This is a genomic window from Jiangella endophytica (assembly GCF_003427025.1).
Classification (GTDB): domain Bacteria; phylum Actinomycetota; class Actinomycetes; order Jiangellales; family Jiangellaceae; genus Jiangella; species Jiangella endophytica.
This window is the reverse complement of sequence record NZ_QVAI01000009.1, coordinates 171695-190960: the sequence shown is the minus strand read 5'-3', so window position 1 is coordinate 190960 and position 19266 is coordinate 171695. Positions and strand designations below refer to the sequence as shown.

18 protein-coding genes and 1 pseudogene are annotated in these 19266 nt (G+C 70.7%); 9 read left to right on the top strand and 10 right to left on the bottom strand.

Annotation, left to right across the window (positions count from 1 at the left end; genetic code table 11):
- Position 1: 1 nt before the first annotated feature.
- Both trpD and DZA62_RS19100 read right to left on the bottom strand, forming a co-directional pair.
- Positions 2-1039, bottom strand: a complete 1038-nt coding sequence (gene trpD, locus DZA62_RS19105; protein WP_116950500.1) for an anthranilate phosphoribosyltransferase — start codon at positions 1037-1039, stop codon at positions 2-4.
- Positions 1036-1455 carry a response regulator gene (locus DZA62_RS19100; RefSeq protein ID WP_116950499.1) on the bottom strand — a complete coding sequence of 140 codons (420 nt, stop codon included), beginning with the start codon at positions 1453-1455 and terminating at the stop codon, positions 1036-1038. Before DZA62_RS19100 ends, trpD begins: the two co-directional genes overlap by 4 nt.
- A gap of 255 nt (positions 1456-1710) precedes the next feature.
- Between DZA62_RS19100 and ctaE the strand changes: the two genes are divergently transcribed.
- From ctaE to qcrB, 4 genes are read left to right on the top strand one after another with little or no spacing between them, the layout of a single operon-like run.
- Positions 1711-2358 (top strand): aa3-type cytochrome oxidase subunit III, encoded by a 648-nt coding sequence (ctaE, locus tag DZA62_RS19095; protein ID WP_116950498.1) that lies wholly within the window; start codon positions 1711-1713, stop codon positions 2356-2358.
- An 11-nt stretch (positions 2359-2369) separates the two neighbouring features.
- Positions 2370-3221 (top strand): cytochrome bc1 complex diheme cytochrome c subunit, encoded by an 852-nt coding sequence (gene qcrC / locus DZA62_RS19090; protein WP_232827534.1) that lies wholly within the window; start codon positions 2370-2372, stop codon positions 3219-3221.
- Positions 3218-4303 carry a cytochrome bc1 complex Rieske iron-sulfur subunit gene (gene qcrA, locus DZA62_RS19085; protein WP_116950497.1) on the top strand — a complete coding sequence of 362 codons (1086 nt, stop codon included), beginning with the start codon at positions 3218-3220 and terminating at the stop codon, positions 4301-4303. Before qcrC ends, qcrA begins: the two co-directional genes overlap by 4 nt.
- Positions 4300-5934 (top strand): cytochrome bc1 complex cytochrome b subunit, encoded by a 1635-nt coding sequence (gene qcrB / locus DZA62_RS19080; RefSeq protein WP_116950496.1) that lies wholly within the window; start codon positions 4300-4302, stop codon positions 5932-5934. Before qcrA ends, qcrB begins: the two co-directional genes overlap by 4 nt.
- Before the next feature lie 350 nt (positions 5935-6284).
- Here the strand turns inward: qcrB and DZA62_RS19075 are convergent, their stop codons facing one another.
- A complete protein-coding gene (locus DZA62_RS19075) occupies positions 6285-6767 on the bottom strand; it encodes an SRPBCC family protein (RefSeq protein ID WP_116950495.1) in 483 nt (160 codons plus the stop codon).
- 131 nt (positions 6768-6898) lie between these two features.
- Entirely contained in the window at positions 6899-8020 is a 1122-nt protein-coding gene (locus DZA62_RS19070; RefSeq protein ID WP_116950494.1) for a DUF4192 domain-containing protein, read from the bottom strand.
- A 129-nt stretch (positions 8021-8149) separates the two neighbouring features.
- Between DZA62_RS19070 and DZA62_RS19065 the strand changes: the two genes are divergently transcribed.
- Positions 8150-9124 (top strand): DMT family transporter, encoded by a 975-nt coding sequence (locus tag DZA62_RS19065; RefSeq protein ID WP_198663955.1) that lies wholly within the window; start codon positions 8150-8152, stop codon positions 9122-9124.
- Positions 9125-9565: 441 nt separating this feature from the next.
- Positions 9566-11041, top strand: a pseudogene (locus tag DZA62_RS19060) (alkaline phosphatase family protein).
- A 45-nt stretch (positions 11042-11086) separates the two neighbouring features.
- On the opposite strand, the gene DZA62_RS35795 reads toward DZA62_RS19060, so the two are convergent.
- The 4 genes from DZA62_RS35795 to ctaC all read right to left on the bottom strand — a co-directional run bounded on the left by DZA62_RS35795 (position 11087) and on the right by ctaC (position 14408).
- Entirely contained in the window at positions 11087-11290 is a 204-nt protein-coding gene (locus DZA62_RS35795) for a hypothetical protein (RefSeq protein WP_157987766.1), read from the bottom strand.
- 156 nt (positions 11291-11446) lie between these two features.
- Positions 11447-11839 carry a cytochrome c oxidase subunit 4 gene (locus DZA62_RS19055; RefSeq protein ID WP_116950492.1) on the bottom strand — a complete coding sequence of 131 codons (393 nt, stop codon included), beginning with the start codon at positions 11837-11839 and terminating at the stop codon, positions 11447-11449.
- A complete protein-coding gene (gene ctaD / locus DZA62_RS19050; RefSeq protein ID WP_116950491.1) occupies positions 11836-13557 on the bottom strand; it encodes an aa3-type cytochrome oxidase subunit I in 1722 nt (573 codons plus the stop codon). Before ctaD ends, DZA62_RS19055 begins: the two co-directional genes overlap by 4 nt.
- Positions 13554-14408, bottom strand: coding sequence for an aa3-type cytochrome oxidase subunit II (gene ctaC / locus DZA62_RS19045; protein ID WP_198663953.1), 855 nt, complete (start codon positions 14406-14408; stop codon positions 13554-13556). The genes ctaD and ctaC overlap by 4 nt, the downstream gene beginning before the upstream one ends.
- Before the next feature lie 130 nt (positions 14409-14538).
- Between ctaC and DZA62_RS19040 the strand changes: the two genes are divergently transcribed.
- Positions 14539-15723 (top strand): cysteine desulfurase family protein, encoded by a 1185-nt coding sequence (locus tag DZA62_RS19040; protein ID WP_116950490.1) that lies wholly within the window; start codon positions 14539-14541, stop codon positions 15721-15723.
- Between the two features lie 32 nt (positions 15724-15755).
- On the top strand, positions 15756-15941 hold the full coding sequence (locus DZA62_RS19035) for a sulfurtransferase TusA family protein (RefSeq protein ID WP_116950609.1): 186 nt from the start codon (positions 15756-15758) through the stop codon (positions 15939-15941).
- A 94-nt stretch (positions 15942-16035) separates the two neighbouring features.
- On the opposite strand, the gene DZA62_RS19030 is transcribed toward DZA62_RS19035, so the two are convergent.
- Complete coding sequence (locus DZA62_RS19030) at positions 16036-16383, bottom strand: HesB/IscA family protein (protein ID WP_116950489.1); 348 nt, start codon at positions 16381-16383, stop codon at positions 16036-16038.
- Positions 16384-16475: 92 nt separating this feature from the next.
- Positions 16476-17597: a glycerate kinase family protein gene (locus tag DZA62_RS19025; RefSeq protein WP_116950488.1), complete on the bottom strand. Its 1122-nt coding sequence runs from the start codon at positions 17595-17597 to the stop codon at positions 16476-16478.
- A 198-nt stretch (positions 17598-17795) separates the two neighbouring features.
- Between DZA62_RS19025 and DZA62_RS19020 the strand changes: the two genes are divergently transcribed.
- Positions 17796-19079 carry an N-acetylglucosamine-6-phosphate deacetylase gene (locus DZA62_RS19020; protein ID WP_157987765.1) on the top strand — a complete coding sequence of 428 codons (1284 nt, stop codon included), beginning with the start codon at positions 17796-17798 and terminating at the stop codon, positions 19077-19079.
- Positions 19080-19266: the final 187 nt, after the last annotated feature.

Below are 19266 nucleotides of genomic sequence, written 5' to 3'. Positions count from 1 at the left end.
GTCAGGCGGAGGCGGCCGCCACCCAGCGGTCCAGCACCTGCTGGGCCGCACCGGAATCGAGGGCGGCCGTCGCCTTCTCCAGGCCGGCCGCCAGCTGGTCGGTCAGCGGGGCGTCGAGCGCGTCGTACGCCGCCAGGCCGGCCGCCGCGTTGAGCAGCACCGCGTCGCGCACCGGGCCCTTCTCGCCGCCGACGAACCGCCGGGCCACGCCGACGTTGTAGGCGACGTCGCCGCCGCGCAGCGCCTCGGCCGGCACCGGCGCGATGCCCAGCGACGCGGGGTCGAACCGCTCCTCCGTGACGTCGCCGGCTCGCACGACCCAGACCCGCGACGTCGTCGTGGTGGTGAGTTCGTCGAGGCCGTCGTCGCCGCGGAAGACCAGCGCGGACGTCCCGCGTGCGGCCAGCACACCGGCGATCAGCGCCGCCACGCGCGCGTCGGCCACGCCGACCGCCTGGGCGCTGGGCCGGGCCGGGTTGGCCATCGGGCCGAGCATGTTGAACGTCGTCTGGATGCCCAGCTCGCTGCGGGCCGTCGACGCGTGCCGCAGCGACGGGTGGAACGCCGGGGCGAAGCAGAAGGTGATGCCGGCCTCGACAGCGATCTCCGCGACCCGCGCCGCCGGCAGGTCCAGCCGGACGCCGAGCCCTTCGAGCAGGTCGGCCGAGCCGCACAGCGACGACGCCGCGCGGTTGCCGTGCTTGACGACGCGCGCACCGGCGCCGGCCGCCGTGATGGCCGCCATGGTGGAGATGTTCACCGTCTGCGCGCGGTCGCCGCCGGTGCCGACGATGTCCAGCGCGGGGCCGGGGTCGGGGAACGGCGTCGCGACGTCGTACATGGCCTGGACCAGGCCCTCGAGTTCGGTGACCGTCTCGCCCTTCGCACGCAGCGCGACCGCGAACCCGGCGATCTGCACCGGCGTCGCCTCGCCGCGCATGATCTCGCCCATCGCCCAGGCGGCCGCCTCGGTGGAGAGGTCCTCGCCGTTGACGAGCGCCGTCAGGACGGCGGGCCAGGTCTGCTGCGTCTCGCTCATGACGTGGCGGGGACGCCGGCGGTGCGGCGTCGCATGAGGTCGGCCACGGCCGCCGCGACGGCGATGGGGTCGAGCGGGTGGGACACGACCGCCTCGGCGCGCGACCACGTGGCCAGCCAGGCGTCCTGCGGCCGGCCGATCAGGACCAGCACCGGCGGAGCGTTGTAGATCTCTTCCTTGATGGTGCGGGCCAGGCCCATCCCGCCGGCCGGGACCGCCTCGCCGTCGAGCACGGCGAGGTCGATGCCGCCGGCGTCGAGCGTCCGGATGGCGACGGCTGGCGTGGCGACCTCGACGAACTCCACCTTCGGCAGGTCCGCCGCGGGACGCCGGCCGACGGCCAGCCGCACCTGCTCGCGCGTGGTGCGGTCGTCGCTGTAGACGAGGATCGTCATGGTCGGCTCGGTGCTGCTCATCCTGCGGGTCCTCGCTGGGATCTCTCGGCTGGCTGGCTGGTCGAGACGATGGTACCGGTGCGCGCCCGCGGCACGGCGAGGACCGTCTCGCCGCCCGATCACGTAGGTAAGCCTTGCTTTACTTTCTGCGACAGCGCAGTATGGGACCGAGGCCATGAGCGGCTCCCGCGACGGGGCTCGGCCGGGGATCGCCGGGACACGCCGGGAACTCTCTACCCCGGGGTCCTGTCGTGCTCGCGAAGTGCGACCGCCATAATGACGGGCGTGGCTTCCGCAACTGCCGTCGACGCTGCCCACACGAGGCAACCCGAGCGACCGAATCTCGTCGCCGTCGGGGTGATCGTGTGGCTGTCCAGTGAGCTGATGTTCTTCGCGGCCCTGTTCGCGATCTACTTCACGCTCCGGTCCAACGCCCCTGCCCTCTGGGAACAGCAGTCCGAGCTGCTCAACGTCCCCTTCTCGCTGGTGAACACCACCGTTCTGGTGCTGTCTTCGGTCACCTGCCAGTTGGGCGTGCTGCGGGCCGAGCGCGGCCAGGTGGGCCGCCTGGGCAGCCTGCTGCAGGTGGGCAAGTGGGGCATGCGCGAGTGGTTCGTGCTGACGTTCCTCATGGGCGCCTTCTTCATCGGCGGCCAGGTGTTCGAGTACGCCGAGCTGGCGATGCACGAGGGCCTGACGCTGTCCAGCGACCCGTACGGCTCGATCTTCTACCTGGCCACCGGGTTCCACGGCCTCCACGTCACGCTCGGCCTCATCGCGTTCCTGTTCCTCCTGGGCCGTACGTACATGACGCGCCGATTCACCCACGAGCAGGCCACCAGCACGATCGTCGTGTCCTACTACTGGCACTTCGTCGACGTCGTCTGGATCGCCCTGTTCCTCACCATCTACGTCGTCAAGTGACGAGGAGAGACGTGCCCAGATCGTTGCCCGGCCGGTCCCGCGGCTCGCGGATCGGGCGGCTGCTGTCCACCCGGCGTCGGCACCCGCTCGCCGCCATCGCCGTGCTGGTGGCCGTCCTGTTCACCGCCGGCGGCGCGTACGCCGCGCTGGCGCCGACCACGTCGCAGAACGTCCAGGCCGCCTCCTCCACGCAGATCGAAGAGGGCCGCCAGCTGTTCGCCATCGGCTGCTCGTCGTGCCATGGCCTGAACGGCGAGGGCCAGATCAACGACAACGGCGACGTCCTCGGCCCCTCGCTGATCGGCGTCGGCGCCGCCTCGGTCGACTTCCAGGTCGGCACCGGCCGCATGCCGCTGGCCGCCCCGGCCGCGCAGGCCGAGCGGAAGCCCGTCTCGTACACGCAGGACCAGATCGACGCGATGGCGGCGTTCGTCGCCAACCTGGCGCCCGGGCCGGCCGAGCCGGACGAGCAGTACCTCGACCCGTCCCAGGGCAACGTCGCGCGCGGCGGTGAGCTGTTCCGCACCAACTGCTCCCAGTGCCACAACACCACGGGACAGGGCGGTGCGCTGACGATGGGCCAGTTCGCGCCGAACCTCACCGGCGTCGAGCCGAAGCACATCTACGAGGCCATGCTCACCGGCCCGCAGGCGATGCCGGTGTTCAACGACCAGACCGTCACCCCCGAGGACAAGCGCGACATCATCGCGTTCCTCGACAGCGTGCAGAACGAGCCCGACCCCGGTGGCCTCGCCATCGGCCGGGCCGGTCCGGTCGCGGAGGGTCTATGGGCGTGGCTGGTGGGTATCGGCCTGCTGATCGGCATGGCCACCTGGATCGTGACGAGGTCGTCGAAGGCATGAGCGCGCACAACGTGAACCCCAGCGGTGACGAGCACGCGGTCGTCCCCCACGGCGAGCACGCCGTGGTGCCGGCCGACCCGATCGCCGACCCCGGACTCCACCACGAAGAGCTCCGGCTCACCGACGTCGACAAGAAGGCCGAACGGCGCGCCGAGCGCCAGGTCGCCGGCATGTTCGCGCTGGCCTCGGTGCTGACCGTCGCGTTCATCGTCTTCTACGTGGTCGTCGGCATCCACCCCGACGACCCCGAACACGGCGTGAACATCGGCGACGTGCAGGTGTCGAACCTGACGCTCGGCCTCACGCTGGGTCTGGCGCTGTTCCTCGTCGGCGCCGGCGCCGTGCAGTGGGCACGGTCGCTGATGACGTCCCCCGAGGTCGTGGCCGAGCGGCACGAGCTACGCGGCGACGACGAGACCCGCGCGGCCGCCCTCGCCGACTTCGACACCGGCACCGAGGAGACCGGCTTCGGCCGGCGCAAGCTGATCCGCAACTCGCTGCTCGGCGCGCTGGCGCTGCTGCCGCTGCCCGCCGTGATCCTGCTGCGCGACCTCGGCCCCAACACCGGCCCGACGCCCGCCCAGCGCAAGGAGCACACCATCTGGGCCGAGGGCGTGCGCGTCCTCACCGACGTCACGTTCAGGCCCATCCGGGCGGCCGACCTCGAGATCGGCCAGCTGGTCAACGCCATGCCGGCGACGTTCGAGGACCTGCCCGACCACGGGCCCGAGCGCATCAACGAGCGGGCCAAGTCGCCGGTCATGCTGGTGCGGATGCTGCCCCAGGACATCCACGTCGAGCCCGGCCGCGAGAACTGGGGCGTCGACGGCATCCTCGCGTACTCCAAGATCTGCACGCACGTCGGCTGCCCGATCAGCCTTTATGAGCAGACCACGCACCACATGCTCTGCCCGTGCCACCAGTCCACGTTCGACCTCTCGGACAACGGCAAGGTGATCTTCGGCCCGGCCACGCGGAGCCTCCCGCAGCTGCCGATCGCCGTCGACTCGGAGGGCTACCTGATCGCGCAGAGCGACTTCACCGAGCCCGTCGGGCCGAGCTACTGGGAGCGCACGCGATGAGCGCCATCGTCAACGGTGCCGGCAAGGTCGTCGACTTCGTCGACCAGCGGATCACCGCGTCCAACTGGCTGAAGCGCAACATCCGCAAGGTCTTCCCCGACCACTGGTCGTTCCTGCTCGGGGAGATCGCGCTGTTCAGCTTCATCCTGATCCTGCTGTCGGGCGTGTTCCTGACACTGTGGTTCAAGCCGAGCATGGCGCACATCGTCTACGAGGGCGCCTACCTCCCGATGCGCGGCGTCGGCATGTCCGAGGCGTACGCGACGACGCTCGACCTCTCGTTCGAGGTGCGCGGCGGTCTGCTGATGCGTCAGGTGCACCACTGGGGCGCGCTGATCTTCCTGGCCGCGATGTCGGCGCACATGCTGCGGGTGTTCTTCACCGGTGCGTTCCGGAAGCCGCGTGAGATCAACTGGCTCATCGGCGTGGTCCTGCTGGTCCTGGGTGTGGCGGCCGGCTTCACCGGCTACTCGCTCCCCGACGACCTGCTGTCGGGCACCGGCCTGCGGATCATCGAGGGCGGCATGCTCGCCATCCCGATCGTCGGCACCTACATGTCGTCGTTCCTGTTCGGCGGCGAGTATCCCGGCGACGACATCATCGCCCGGCTCTACCCCATGCACATCCTGCTGATCCCGGGGCTCATCCTGGCGCTGGTCACCGCGCACCTGATGATCCTCTGGTACCAGAAGCACACCCACTGGGGCGGCCCGGGCAAGACGAACACCAACGTCGCCGGCGCGCCGTTCTTCCCGATCTACGTCGCCAAGGCGGGCGGTTTCCAGTTCATCGTCATGGGCGTCATCGTCCTGCTGGCCGCGACGATCCAGATCAACCCGGTCTGGTTGTGGGGACCATACGACCCATCAGTGGTGTCGGCCGGTACCCAGCCCGACTGGTACGTCGGCTTCCTCGACGGCGCACTACGGGTGATGCCTCCATGGGAGTTCTACGTCTTCGGTCACCCGGTGACGATGAGCGTGCTGATTCCGGCGATCCTGCTGCCCGGCATCATCCTGACGCCGCTGGCGCTGTACCCGTGGCTCGAGCAGAAGGCGACCGGCGACACCCGGGAGCACCACCTGCTGGACCGGCCGCGCAACGTGCCGGTGCGGACGGGCATCGGTGTCGCGTTCATCGTGTTCTACATCCTGTTGTGGATCGCCGGTGGTAACGACTTCTTCGCGACGATCCTGGAGATCCCCGTCAACTGGATCACCTGGTTCATCCGCATCGGCATCTTCGTGCTGCCACCACTGGCGTTCTGGATGACGAAACGGATCTGCCTGGGTCTGCAGCGCCGCGACCGCGACAAGGTCATGCACGGCCGCGAGACCGGCATCGTCATGGTCAGCCCCGACGGCGAGTTCTCGGAGCTGCACGCGCCGCTGTCGCAGGCTGCGGCCTACCAGCTCACGTGGCACGAGCGGCAGCTGCCGTCCGACCCCGGCCCGGCGACGGACGCCAACGGCATCCCGAACCCGAACTACCGCAGTAAGCGGGCCCAGGCGCGTCTCTCCCGCTTCTACTTCGGCGACGTCGTGCAGAAGCCGACTCGGGAGGAACTCGAGGCCGCCCACCACGACGGCCACGACGACACGCACCGCGAGCTGCCCAGCGGTCAGCACTAGTCACTGCTTCACCGGTGCGCCCGGGTCGTCCACACGGACGGCCCGGGCGCTCTGCGTCTGGCCCCAGGACCGCTTCGTGGTGCGGGGGTGTACGGAGTCGGAGCTACCCGGCGCCTGCCCCGACATCACCGCGTCGCGACGAACCGACGCCCCAGCCAACCGGCGCCCTGACGAACCTGCCTTCCGGCCAACCCGACGTGGCGGCGAACCGCGCCCCGACGAACCGGCCTCCCGACCGATGGCTCGACGAACAACGCCCCGGCCAACCCGGCGTCGCGACAAACCGCGCCCCGACCGACCAGCGCCCCGACTTCTGGTCACCGGACCAGCGAGCCGCCGGGCCTGCCCATCTACACCGCGCGGCCGCCGCCTGAAGGACGGTCGTCCGGGGACGGAGGCTCGGTGGACCCGCCAGCGCCGGCGAGGACCCGCCGGAGTCCTCGCTCACCACGACTCATCACCACGCGGTGGCCGTACCGGAAGAGCGGGCCGAGCAGTGGACCGGCGGCGTTCATCCAGGTCCGGGTCGTGACCACGCGCAGCTCGATGTCCAGCCGAGTGCCACCGGGCTCGGCGCCGAACGCGACCGTGCTGGTGCCGGTCAGGTCACCGTCGGCGGCGAGGACGACCAGGCGGCCCGGCTCGACCCCGGTCACCGTGAGCGCGAACGTCAGCCGATACCCGACCGGGCTGCGCCAGGTGCAGGTGGCGGTGCTGCCGACGAGATCGGCCGTCCATCCGACGTCTGCGGTCTCGAGGCTTGGCCACCAGTCGACCCAGCGCTGCCCGGGAGAGGCCAGGAACGTCCAGGTCTCATCGAGTGGCGCGGCCACCCACCACCGGGAAGCGAACGCGTAATGCCGTGAGCCCACATCTCGACTCTAGGTGTGTCTCCGAAGTCTCGGCGCCGTTGCGAGCGGCGCCTGGGCGTCGCGCAGTTGACCACGGACGTGGGAGACACACGTCAGGCTGCCCCAGCTCCACTCACCTCCTTTCGCGCCCGCTGCGCCGCACCGACGGCGTCGCGGGTCATCGCCTTGATGTGGCTGGGGCTCACCTGACCCTCGATGCAGTGGCACAGCAGCTGCGCCATGGTGTGCCGGGGATCGATCGACAGCACGCGGTCGAGCGCGACGTTGGCCAGGGCGCCGTCGCCCTGCTGGTAGGCGACCCAGGCCACGACACTGCAGATGGCCGCCGCCCGTGCGTCGGGCGTGCGCCGGGCCAGTGTGGTGAGCAGGCCCAGCCAGGCGGCTGGATCGGCGCCGTGGAGCGCCAGGAACTGGTCGCGCACCAGGAGGTCGGCCGCGCCGAGGCTCAGCCGCGCGACCTCGTCGTCGGACGGGTCGGAGCGGCCCTCGGCGAACAGCGTCAGCTGCGACCGTGCGAGCGCCAGCGTCCGGTCTCTGACGGCCTCGACCCCGTCGGCCAGCGCCTCGGCCGCCAGCTCGCGGTCGACCCGCTCGATGACCGCCACCATCGCCTTCTCTGCGGCGCCGGTCGGGCCACGCACGGCACGCTCGAGCTCGCGCCGCGACGCCAGCGTCCGCCGGCCGGCCAGCGCCGCCCGCGCGGCCACGTCGGCCGCCGCGCCCACGGAAGGATCGGGCAACGGCACGCCCCCGGCGGGACGGCAGCCGGGATGGTCGCAGTCGTACGTCCACCACAGCCCGCCGTCGACGTACGCCGTCCCCAGGACCGCGACCGGGCCGCCGGCCAGCTCGCCGAGCACGTACTCGATCAGCGCCCGGTGAGGCAGCTCGCGATGCGTCGGCGCGGCCGACCGGTCGCCGAGTGGTACTCCCCCACCCGGCGGCGCGCCGCTGTCGCCGTAGCAGACCAGGATGATGCCGTCGGGTTGCCCGCGCTCGATGAGCGACGCGAGCTGCGCCCCGTAGCTCTCGTAGTCGTCGGCGGCGGGCAGGTCGAGCCGCATGAGCGCGCCGGTGCGCCGCTGCTCCAGGTCGACGTGGACGACGACGATGCTCGACTGCGGGTGGAAGCCCATGAGGTGCGGGACGGCGGCCAGGAGCTCGCCCGGGTCGCCCGCCGTGGCCGTGGCGTTGAGGTGTTCGCGTATCTTCATGGAGGCGACACTCCCCCGCCAGCTCTTCCGGCTCAACCGCCGATCGCTGAAATGTGGACAACTGCCGCCGCCAAGATTCGCTGTGGATGACGCGTTCCGGTGGGGCGCGCGAGGGTCGAGGAGGCCGGTGTGTCCCGTCGAGGGTGGATGCTCTTCGTCGCGCTGGGGGTCATCTGGGGAATCCCCTACATGCTCATCAAGGTGGCCGTCGACGAGTTGTCACCGGCGTCGATCGTGCTGGCGCGGACGGCGATCGGCGCGGCGCTGCTGCTACCGCTGGCGGCGCGGCGGGGGTACCTGCGCCCGCTGATCCCGCACTGGCGGCCGTTGCTCGCCTTCACGCTCATCGAGGTCTGCATCCCGTGGTACCTGCTGGGGTACGCCGAGCAGGAGCTGTCCAGCTCGCTGACCGGCCTGCTCGTCGCCGCGGTGCCGTTGGTCGGGGCCGTGCTGGTGTGGACGATGGGCACCGAGCGGCCGGGCCGGCGCCGGCAGGCCGGCCTGCTGGTCGGGTTCGCCGGCGTCGCCGCACTGGTCGGCTTCGACGTCGAGGCGAGCAGCCCGGCGCCGGTGCTCGCGGTGGCCGGGACCGCGGTCTGCTACGCCGTCGGGCCGATCATCCTCTCGCGGTGGCTGTCGCAACTGCCCGGTCTCGGGGTCATGGCGGCGTCGTTGACGGCGTCGGCGGTGCTGTACCTGCCCCTCGGACTGGCCCAGTGGCCCGGCGAGCCGCTGTCGGGCGAGGTCTGGCTCAGCGTCACCGGACTCGGCGTCGTGTGCACGGTGGCGGCGTTCCTGGTGTTCTTCGCGTTGGTGGCGGAGGTCGGACCGAGCCGGGCGACCGTCATCACCTACGTGAACCCGGCGGTGGCACTGCTGCTCGGTGTGGCGGTGCTGGACGAGCGGATCACGGTGTTCACGGGGGTCGGGTTCGGCCTCATCCTCGTCGGCTCCGTCCTCGCGACGTCGAAGGACAAGGAGCGGGAGCCGGCCCCGGCGCCGGCCGGCTCGGCGACGGAGCGCGTCGCGGGCGAAGGGGCGCAGCAGCGGGAGGCCCTGGACGTGACGTGTGACGACATCGCGCGGCCGGTCCCCGAGCCCTGAACCGACCCGGCCGACGCCAACAGGACGACAGAAGGGCTCCGGAGCGCCGCCTCCGGCCGCGCCCGGGTGGCGAACACCTGCGCCGCCAGGTGGAGGTCGCGCTCCGGCCAGCGGCCCTGGCTGTGCCCGCACCCGGCCGACGGTTGACGGCTGCGCTGGTGTCCCGCGGGTGTGCCGGTCAGCGGCATGGCCATCGCCTGCACCTGGCCGGTGACCGCGGGATACGAGTGCAGCAACAAGCTGATCATCTGGCACTGATCTCCCGCTCGCTGGACACCTGAATATCACGCGGCCGTCACCACGGCGTGGCGGTGGTGTTCGGATCGCCCGAATAGCGTGCCGCCAGGGTGGATGACCAGAGTGTCCATGTTTCCGGGTCTATACGGAAACGAAAGGAGCCACGAGGCTTCCATGAATGAAAGCGAACGGACTTCCCAGGGAATGTCGCTGACGCGTCGCCGCCTCCTGAGCGGTGCGGCGGCGACTGGAGCGGCGGCCCTGACGTCGCTGGCTCCGAATGTCGGCCGGGCGCTGGCGGCCACGGAGTCGTCCGGACACCGGCCGTCGTTGCGTGACATCAAGCATGTGGTGCTGCTCATGCAGTAAAATCGCAGCTTCGACCACTACTTCGGCACGATGTCGGGGATCGCCGGCTTCTCCGATCCGGACGCGATCCAGTTGCCCACCGGCCGGAGCGTGTTCTATCAACCGACGGACAAGAATCCGGCCGGTTATCAGCTCCCCTTCCATCTGGACACGCACACCACCTCGGCACAGGGCATGCCGACAGCCGGGGACTACGCGTGGGATCCGTCGCACATGGCGTGGAACAACGGGAAGATGGACCTGTGGCTCCCGTCGAGCTACCGGTACTTCAAAGGCAACAAAGAGCACATTCCACGACTCATGGGGTACTTCGAAGAACAGGACATCCCGTTCCACCGGGCACTCGCGGACGCATTCACCATCTGCGACCACTATCATTGCTCGATCCTGGGCTCGACCACGCCGAACCGGGTCATGTGGGAGAGCGGCACGGTCGATCCCGATGGAAAGGCCGGCGGGCCGATCCTGACCAACGCCATGAACGTCAACGGGTGGCAGACCTACGCCGAGACCCTGACCGAAGCCGGCGTCAGCTGGAAGCACTACTGGGTCGACGGCGGGATGCAGAGCCAGATCGGCTGGTTCAAGGGCTACCAGGACGCTCCGGAGACGTCGCCATTGCGTCAGAACACGCAAGTCACCCAGGTCGGGCAGTTCGAGTACGACGCGCTGAATGATCAGTTGCCGACGGTGAGCTGGCTCTTTCCGGGACCAGGCCAGAACGAGCACCCGAATCAGGGCATGCCGGCCGCCGGCGCCGAGTTCATCGCCGGAAAGATCGACGCGATCGCCGCCAACCCCGTGGTCTGGGCCAAGACGGCATTCATCGTGGTCTGGGACGAGCATGGCGGCATGTTCGACCACGTCCCCCCGCCCACGCCGCCGGAGGGAACCCCCGAGGAGTTCAGCTGGCTGACCTCGCCCGGTGGCGTCGATGGCGCAGGGCTTCCCCTGGGCGCAGGATTCCGCGTGGGGTGCATCATCGTCTCGCCCTGGACCGCCGGAGGCTGGGTGTGCAGTGAGCCCTTCGACCACACGTCGAATCTGCGGTTCCTCGAGCAGGTGACCGGCGTCCGGAGTCCGAACATCAGCGATTGGCGACGCCGGACCTTCGGTGACCTCACATCGGCCTTCCGGTTCCGCGGACGGCCCGCTGACCCGCCGACGCTGCCCGGCGCGACCGCCGGCCGGGCACTGGCGGAGTACGAAGCCGCGAACCTACCCGAACCCACCGCTCCGGACGAGCAGGTTCCACCGAAGCAGGAACCCGGCCGCCGCCCGGTGACCCGCCCACGCCCGCGCGATCAATGATCGGCGGGCCGGCCTGCGCGGGCCGGCCTGCGCCGCCCGGCGACGTCAGCGGCGACGGTCGGCGGCGGCGAGCTCCGGGCCGCCGTCGCGGGTTCTCATGAGGGCGAGGCGTTCGTCGAGCAGGTGGTCGATGGACTCGGCCGCCTCCAGGGCGTCGGCAGGGTCGTCGCTGTCGTCGCGGCGTTCGACGAGGGTGCGCAGGGAGTCGTCCACGCGGCGGAGCTTCGCCGTCAGAGGGTGAGTCAACATCACGACCTCCTCCGAAGGATGTCGGGCGGGGCCTACATCACAGAGTTAACCCGTGACGGCCACGCCGAAACCTCGGCGGCCGCAGCGGAAGACGCCGGCCGACAACAAGACGCCGCCCGCAGGTAGGCAGACCTGCGGGCGGCGCGACGAACGACCTCAGTGGGCGAACTCGCCCCGGTAGTACTCGAACACCCAGCCGATGGAAGCGATAGCGGCCAGCGCGACGCCGATGATGAAGATGAACCACGCGAACACCAGGCCGATGAACACCACCGACACGGCGCCCGCGGCGGCCAGCGGCCACCACGAGTGCGGGCTGTAGAAGCCGTACTCGCCGGCCAGCTCCTCGACCTCGCCGTCGCGGTCCTCCGGACGAGGAGGCATGCGCCGCGACAGCAGCAGGAAGTAGAACGCGATCATGGCACCGAGACCGAACGTCAGCACGAGCGCGGTCGTGCCGGTCGGGTCCTCGGACATGAACCAGTAGACGGGGGTGACCACCGCGCAGAAGACCGCCACGATGGCGAAGATCACGCCTTCGATCTTCACTTGGTGTCCTCCTCGACATCAGGCGGGCCGAGTGTCTGGGTGAGTGGTCCGGCACCGACCGGTTTCTTCTGTGAGATGCCCGCGACCTCGGGGTACTTGAGGTCGAACGCGGGCCGCTCGCTGCGCACCCGCGGCAGCGACGTGAAGTTGTGCCGCGGCGGCGGGCAGGAGGTGGCCCATTCGAGTGAGTTGCCGAAGCCCCAGGGGTCGTCGACCTCGACCTTGGGCGCCAGCCGGGTCTGCCACACGTTCCACAGGAACGGCAGCGTGGAGGCGGCCAGGACGAACGCGAACACCGAGGAGAACTGGTTGAGGAACGTGAACCCGTCGTCGGGTGCGTAGTCGGAGTAGCGACGCGGGAAGCCCTCGACGCCCAGCCAGTGCTGCACCATGAACGTGCCGTGGAAGCCGATGAACAGCAGCCAGAAATGGATCTTTCCGAGGCGTTCGTTCAGCATGCGGCCGGTGAACTTGGGCCACCAGAAGTAGAACCCGGCGAACATCGCGAACACGACCGTGCCGAACACGACGTAGTGGAAGTGTGCCACCACGAAGTAGGAGTCGGAGACCTGGAAGTCCAGCGGCGGCGACGCCAGGATGATGCCGGTCAGGCCGCCGAACAGGAACGTGACGAGGAAACCGATGGAGAACAGCATCGGTGTCTCGAACGTGATGGAGCCGCGCCACATGGTGCCGATCCAGGCGAAGAACTTCAGCCCCGTCGGGATCGCGATGAGCATGGTCATGGCCGCGAAGAACGGGAGGTTCACCGCTCCGGTGACGAACATGTGGTGCGCCCACACCGCGACGGACAGACCCGCGATGGACAGCGTCGCGAAGACCAGTCCCTTGTAGCCGAACAACGGTTTTCGACTGAACACCGGTATGACTTCGGTGATGATGCCGAAGAACGGCAACGCGATGATGTAGACCTCGGGATGGCCGAAGAACCAGAACAGGTGTTGCCAGAGGACCGCACCACCTGCTGTGGGGTCGTAGATGTGGGTGCCGAGGTTGCGGTCGGCGAACATCGCGAACAGCGCGGCCGCCAGCAGCGGGAACGCGATCAGCACCAGGATGCTGGTGATGAGGATGTTCCACGTGAAGATCGGCATCCGGAACATCGTGATGCCGGGCGCCCGCATGCAGACGATCGTGGTGATGAAGTTGACGGCGCCGAAGATGGTGCCGAAACCGCTCATCGCCAGTCCGGCGACCCAGAGATCGCCACCGACGTTCGGACTGTAGACGGTGTTGTGCAAGGGCGCGTAGGCGAACCAGCCGAAGTCGGCGGCACCGCCCGGGGTGATGAACCCGGCGCAGACGATCAGCCCGCCGAACACGAACAGATAGAAGCTGAACATGTTCAGACGCGGGAACGCGACGTCGGGCGCGCCGATCTGCAACGGCACGATGATGTTGCCGAAGCCGATGAACAACGGTGTCGCGAACAACAGCAGCATGATCGTGCCGTGCATGGTGAACAGCTGGTTGTACATCTCGTCGCTGACCACCTGGCGCCCGGGCGAGAACAACTCGGCCCGGATGAACAACGCCAGCACGCCGCCGAACAGGAAGAACCCGAACGACGCGATCAGGTACATGTACCCGATGATCTTGTGGTCGGTGGACGTGATCCAGCGGACGACCACGTTGCCCTTGCGCGTCGGCCGGGCGACGGCGCCGGCTGCGGCGGTGCGCTCCAGATACGTCGTCACTCGTGGTCACCCCCCGTGTTGGTGTCGTCCAGCACCTCGTCGTCGTAGGCACCGCGGATCGGCGGCTCGATGATGCCCTCCTGGCCGGACTCGCGCAGCTGCTCGATGTGGTCCTGGTACTCCTGCTCGGAGACGACATCGACGTTGAACAGCATGGACTGGTGGTAGGCGCCGCACAGCTCGGCGCAGCGGCCCGCGTAGGAGCCCTCGCGGTCGGGCGTCACCTGGAACGCGTTGGGGTGGCCCGGGATGACGTCCATCTTCATGTAGAACGCCGGGATCCAGAACGAGTGGATGACGTCGGGCGACTCGAGATCGAAGCGGACGGTCTGGTTGATCGGCAGGACCAGCGTGGGCCGGTCGTTGATGGTGCCGACGTCGTGGACGTCCTCGTCCATGTAGTTGAACGTCCACGACCACTGCTGGCCGATGACGTTGACGACGAGGTCGGGCTCGGCCGACGTGTCGGTGAGCTGCTCCTGGTGGTCGGCCGTGAAGTAGAAGAGCGGGACCAGCACGAACAGCGGCGCGACCGTGTAGAGGAACTCGATCGGGATGTTGAACCGCGTCTGCTTCGGCAGTTCGTCGTCGCGGCGGCGGTAGGCGATGACCGCCCAGATGATGAGGCCCCACACCAGGGCACCGACCGCGAACGCGGCGATCCAGGCACCGATCCACAGGTTGCCGATCAGCGGCGTCTCCTGCGTTGCCGGCTCAGGGAGTGCCAGCCGCGACCATTCGTCGCGCTGCTGTGCCGAGCAACCACCCAGCACGAGGATCGTGCCGAGGAGGAGAACGGCGGCGGTCGCGGCCCGGCGACGCGCCGGTCGGACCCTGCCAGACTGACTCACGAGGCGCCCTTCTCTTTCGACCCGCTCGCCAGCCGGGCGGATTGGCAACCGGCACCGTGGCGAGAGCAAACTTCACCTGTCGCGCCCAACCCTAGCGGTTGCCCTTCGCCGTCATTCCGGGAGGTACTCGATGAGCACGCGCGGCGTGTCGGAGCAGTCCGGCGCCACCCCGCCGGGGTACTTCGACGCGGCCTCGACGGAACCGCTGCACCCCGCCGCGCGCGAGGTCCTGCTGGCCGCCGCGGACGAGGGCTGGGCCGATCCCGCCCGCCTGTACGGCTCGGCCCGGCGGGCCCGGCTGCTGCTGGACAACGCCCGCGAGGTGGTCGCCGCGGTGGTGGGCGCCCGGCCGGACGAGGTGACGTTCACTGCCAGCGGGACACAGGCGATCCAGCTGGGGATGCTGGGGACGGTCGCGGCCCGGCGGCGGCAGGGCGGCGGCCCCCGGGCGGTCGCGGTCTCCGCCGTCGAGCACTCGGCCGTGCTGCAGTCCGCCGCCCATCTGGCCAGGCACGACGGCACGACGACGACGGAGGTGGGTGTCGACCGCGACGGCCTGGTCGACCCCGCGCGGTTCGCCGATGCCGTGGACGACGACACCGCGCTGGCCTGCCTGCAGGCGGCCAATCACGAGGTCGGCACCGTCCAGCCGGTCGACGAGGTGGGCGAGCGGTGCGCGGAGCGGGGCGTGCCGCTGCTGGTCGACGCCGCGCAGGCGGCCGGCCGCGTGGCGCTCCCCCGACGCTGGTCGGTGCTGGCGGCCAGCGCGCACAAGTGGGGCGGCCCGGCCGGGGTGGGCGTGCTGGCGATCCGGCGCGACGTGCGCTGGCGCTCTCCCCTGCCCGAGGACGAGCGCGGCGGCGGCCGGGCGCCGGGGTTCGAGAACGTGCCCGGCGCGCTGGCGGCCGCTGCGGCGTTGCGGGCCCGCTGGGAGGAAGCGGAGGCCGTCGCCGGACGGCAGCGCGAGCTGGTCGACCACATCCGCACCCGCGTCCCGGAGCTGCTCGCCGACGTCGACGTCGTCGGCCACCCGACGCGGCGGCTGCCGCACCTGGTGACGTTCTCGTGCCTCTACCTCGACGGTGAGGCGCTGGTGACCGAGCTGGACCGGGCCGGGTTCGCGATCTCCAGCGGCTCGTCCTGCACGTCGAGCACGCTGCGGCCCAGCCACGTGCTGGCGGCGATGGGCGCGCTGACGCACGGCAACGTGCGGGTGTCGCTGACCCGCGACGCCACCCGCGCCGACGTCGACCGCTTCCTCGCGGCGGTGGTGGACGTCGTCACCCGGCTGCGGGCCGGGCTGGAGGCACTGTGACCGACGCGACACTCGTGCTCGACTGCCGCGGCATGCGCTGCCCGCTGCCGATCATCGAGCTGGCCAGGCACATCGTCGACGTCGAGGTCGGCGCCACGGTGACGGTGCTGGCCGACGACCCCGCGGCCGCGTCGGACGTGCCGGCGTGGTGCCGCATGCGCTCACACGAGTACCTGGGCGCCGACGACGACGCGTACACCGTCCGCCGCCTGCACTGATGCCGGACAGCGAGAAGCCCCCGGCGGCGCCGAGGGCTTTCGGTGGAAGCGGGTGGCGCCGGCCGTGAGGTCCGGCGTCAGCCCCTCCGATAGCTCAGTGGAAGGAGTCGCCGCAGGCACACGACCCGCCGGCGTTGGGGTTGTCGATGGTGAACCCCTGCTTCTCGATGCTGTCGACGAAGTCGATGGTGGCGCCGCCGAGGTAGGGGGCGCTCATGCGGTCGACCACGACGTTGACGCCGCTGAAGTCCTTCACGACGTCGCCGTCGAGCGACCGCTCGTCGAAGAACAGCTGGTAGCGCAGACCCGAGCAGCCGCCGGGCTGAACGGCGATGCGCAGCGCCAGGTCGTCGCGGCCCTCCTGGTCGAGCAGCGCCTTCACCTTGGAAGCCGCGCCGTCAGTCAGCACGACACCGTCGGCGACCTGTTCCTGAACCGTCATCTCGTTCTCCTGCTCCGAGGTCGACTACGTCTCCACGCTACAACGCGACCCGCCGGAATGACATTCCTTCCGGCTCGACCCTGATCGACGTGTCACCGGCTCCAGGTCTTCGCCACCCGCTCGGCGACGGCCGCCAGGCTCTCCCGCGGCCGCCCGAACGACTCCTCGGCGCCGACCATGTCGACCATGGCGTACGCGGCCTCGATGCCGTTGGCGCGCAGCTCGCGGTTGCCGACCTGCACGGCGCCGGCGAACGCGAGGCACGGGCGCAGCGCCGGGCCGGCCAGCGCGGCCAGCCCGGAGACCACCTTGCCGCTCATCGACTGCCAGTCCAGCTTCCCCTCGCCCGTGATGACGAGGTCGACGCCGGAGACGAGGTCGGGCAGGCCGACGGCGTGCGCGACGGTGTCGAAGCCGGGCTCGCGGACGCCGCCGAGCAGCAGCAGCGCGTACCCCAGCCCACCCGCCGCACCCGCGCCCCGGTGATCGGCGACCCGCCGGTCGGCCAGCTCGGCGAACGTGGTCAGCGCGGCGTCGGCGGCCAGCCTGTCGGCGTCGCTGACCAGGCCCTTCTGCGGGCCGAAGACGTTGGTGGCGCCGCGCAGCCCGAGCAGAGGGTTGTCGACGTCGGACGCGGCGACCAGTTCGACGCCGGTGAGCCGCGCCTTCGCGGGCGCGACGTCCAGCTCGCTCAGCCCGGCCAGCGCCTCCGGTCCGCCGCCCAGCGCGCCGTCGGGCTTCGCCCCCGCGCCGAGGGCAGCGAGCAGTCCGGCGCCGCCGTCGTTGGTCCCCGACCCGCCCAGCCCGACCACCACCCGCCGGGCTCCGGCGTCGACGGCGTGCGCGATCAGCTCGCCGACGCCGTACGTCGACGCCCGAGCCGCGACGCCCGGGACCGGCGTGCGGCCGTCGTCGCCCAGCGGCAGCAGCGCCAGCCCGCAGGCCTGCGCAGACTCGATGTACGCGACGTCGCCGGCCAGCAGGAACGTCGCCGGGACCGGCTCGCCGAGCGGGCCGGCGACGGTCGACGCGAGCAGCTCGCCGCCCAGGCTGGAGTGCAGGACGTCGACGAAGCCGGGCCCGCCGTCGGCCATCGGGACCGTGACGACCTCGTCGTCGGGCACGGACCGGCGCCAGCCCTCGGCGATGGCGTCGGCGGCCTCGACGGCGGTGAGCGTGCCGGCGAACTTGTCCGGTGCAACCAGGATCCGCATGGCTCTGAAGTGTGCCGTATCGGTGCCTCGGCCCGCCGCTCCGGATCCCTCCCGTCCCACTGGTTAGACGGGTGACTATGCCGGGTATCGTCCGGGCAGTGACATGACCAGCGGCTACGAAAGTGGGATCGCGCTGGTGCGGTCTGAGTCAGACGCTGTGGTCGCCGCCCTGACCGGCGTGCGGCTCGGAGGTGTGCCGTGACGGCTTCGGCCGGAGGCGGGTCGTCGCCCGGCGACCATCCCGGCAGGGAGCACCGTCCCCCGCGACCCGGCAAGCCCATGCGCACGGCACTCACCGGCGGGACGCTGCTGTGGTCCGACGGACGACTGGCACCCGGCACGGTCGTGTTCGGCAACGGCGTCATCCAGACCATCGCCGCCGGCGAGGTCCCCGCGGGCACCGGGCCGGACGACGCCGTCCGCGTCGACGTCGTCCACGACGTCACCGGCCACATCGTCGCGCCGGGTTTCGTCGACACCCACGTGCACGGCGGGCTGGGCGCGAACGTCATGAGCGCGGACGCCGCGACCGGGACCCGGGTCTCACGCTGGCTGGCCGCGGGCGGCGTCACGGCCTGCCTCGCGGCCACGACCAGCGTCGACGCCGACCAGCTGCACCGCACGCTGGCCGGGCTGGCGGCGCTGCGCGGCCGGCTGGCCGGCGGCCTGGGCATCGAGATGCTGGGCGTCCACGTCGAGGGACCGTTCCTCGCCGCGGCCCACCGCGGCTCCCACCGCGAGGAGCACCTGCGGCTGCCGTCCCCCGAGGCCGTCGACGCGTTGCTGGAGGCCGGCGACGGCGCCGTCCGCGTGGTGACGCTCGCGCCCGAGCTGCCCGACGGCATGGACACCGTCGCCCGGCTCGCCGACGCCGGCGTGCACCCCTCGCTCGGCCACTCCGGAGCGTCGTTCCAGCAGGCCAAGGCCGCCATCGGGCGCGGGCTGGACCGCGCGGCGCACCTGTTCAACGAGCTGCCGCCGATCGATCACCGCGCGCCGGGCCCGGTCCCGGCGCTGCTCACCGACCCGCGGGTGCGCTGCGAACTGATCGGCGACGGCGTCCACGTCGCGCCCGAGATGCTCCGCTTCGCTCTCGACGTCGCCGGATGGGAGCGGCTCATGCTGGTCAGCGACGGATGCGACGTGGCGGGTCTGCCGCCCGGGCGGCAGCGGCGCTGGGACGGCACCGTGGTGGACGTCACCGAGTCCGAGCCGCGGACGCTCGACGGCGCTGTCGTCGGCAGCGTCACCCGGCTGGGCGACGCGCTGCGCGTCCTCGTCCGCGACGGCGGCGTCTCGCTCTCCGACGCCCTGCGGATGGCCTCCGCCGTGCCGGCCGAGTCGCTCGGCCTGGACGACCGCGGCCGGCTGACGCCCGGACGGATGGCCGACATCGTCGTGCTGGACCCCGAGCTGTGCGTTCGAACGACCTACGTCCGTGGCGAGGTCATCTTCGACCGCGAGGAGATGGGGCCGGGCTGAGAAGGGGCCGGATGGCGAGGATGACACCCGACTGGCGGCCGCTCGCCCGCGGCGGGCCACTGCACGACCGGGTCCGGCCGGAGTTCGAGCAGCTGATCGTCGACGGCGTCCTGGCACCGGGCGAGCACCTGCGAGAGGAACTGCCGGCCGAGCACAACGATGATCATCAACGATCGCGTACACCACC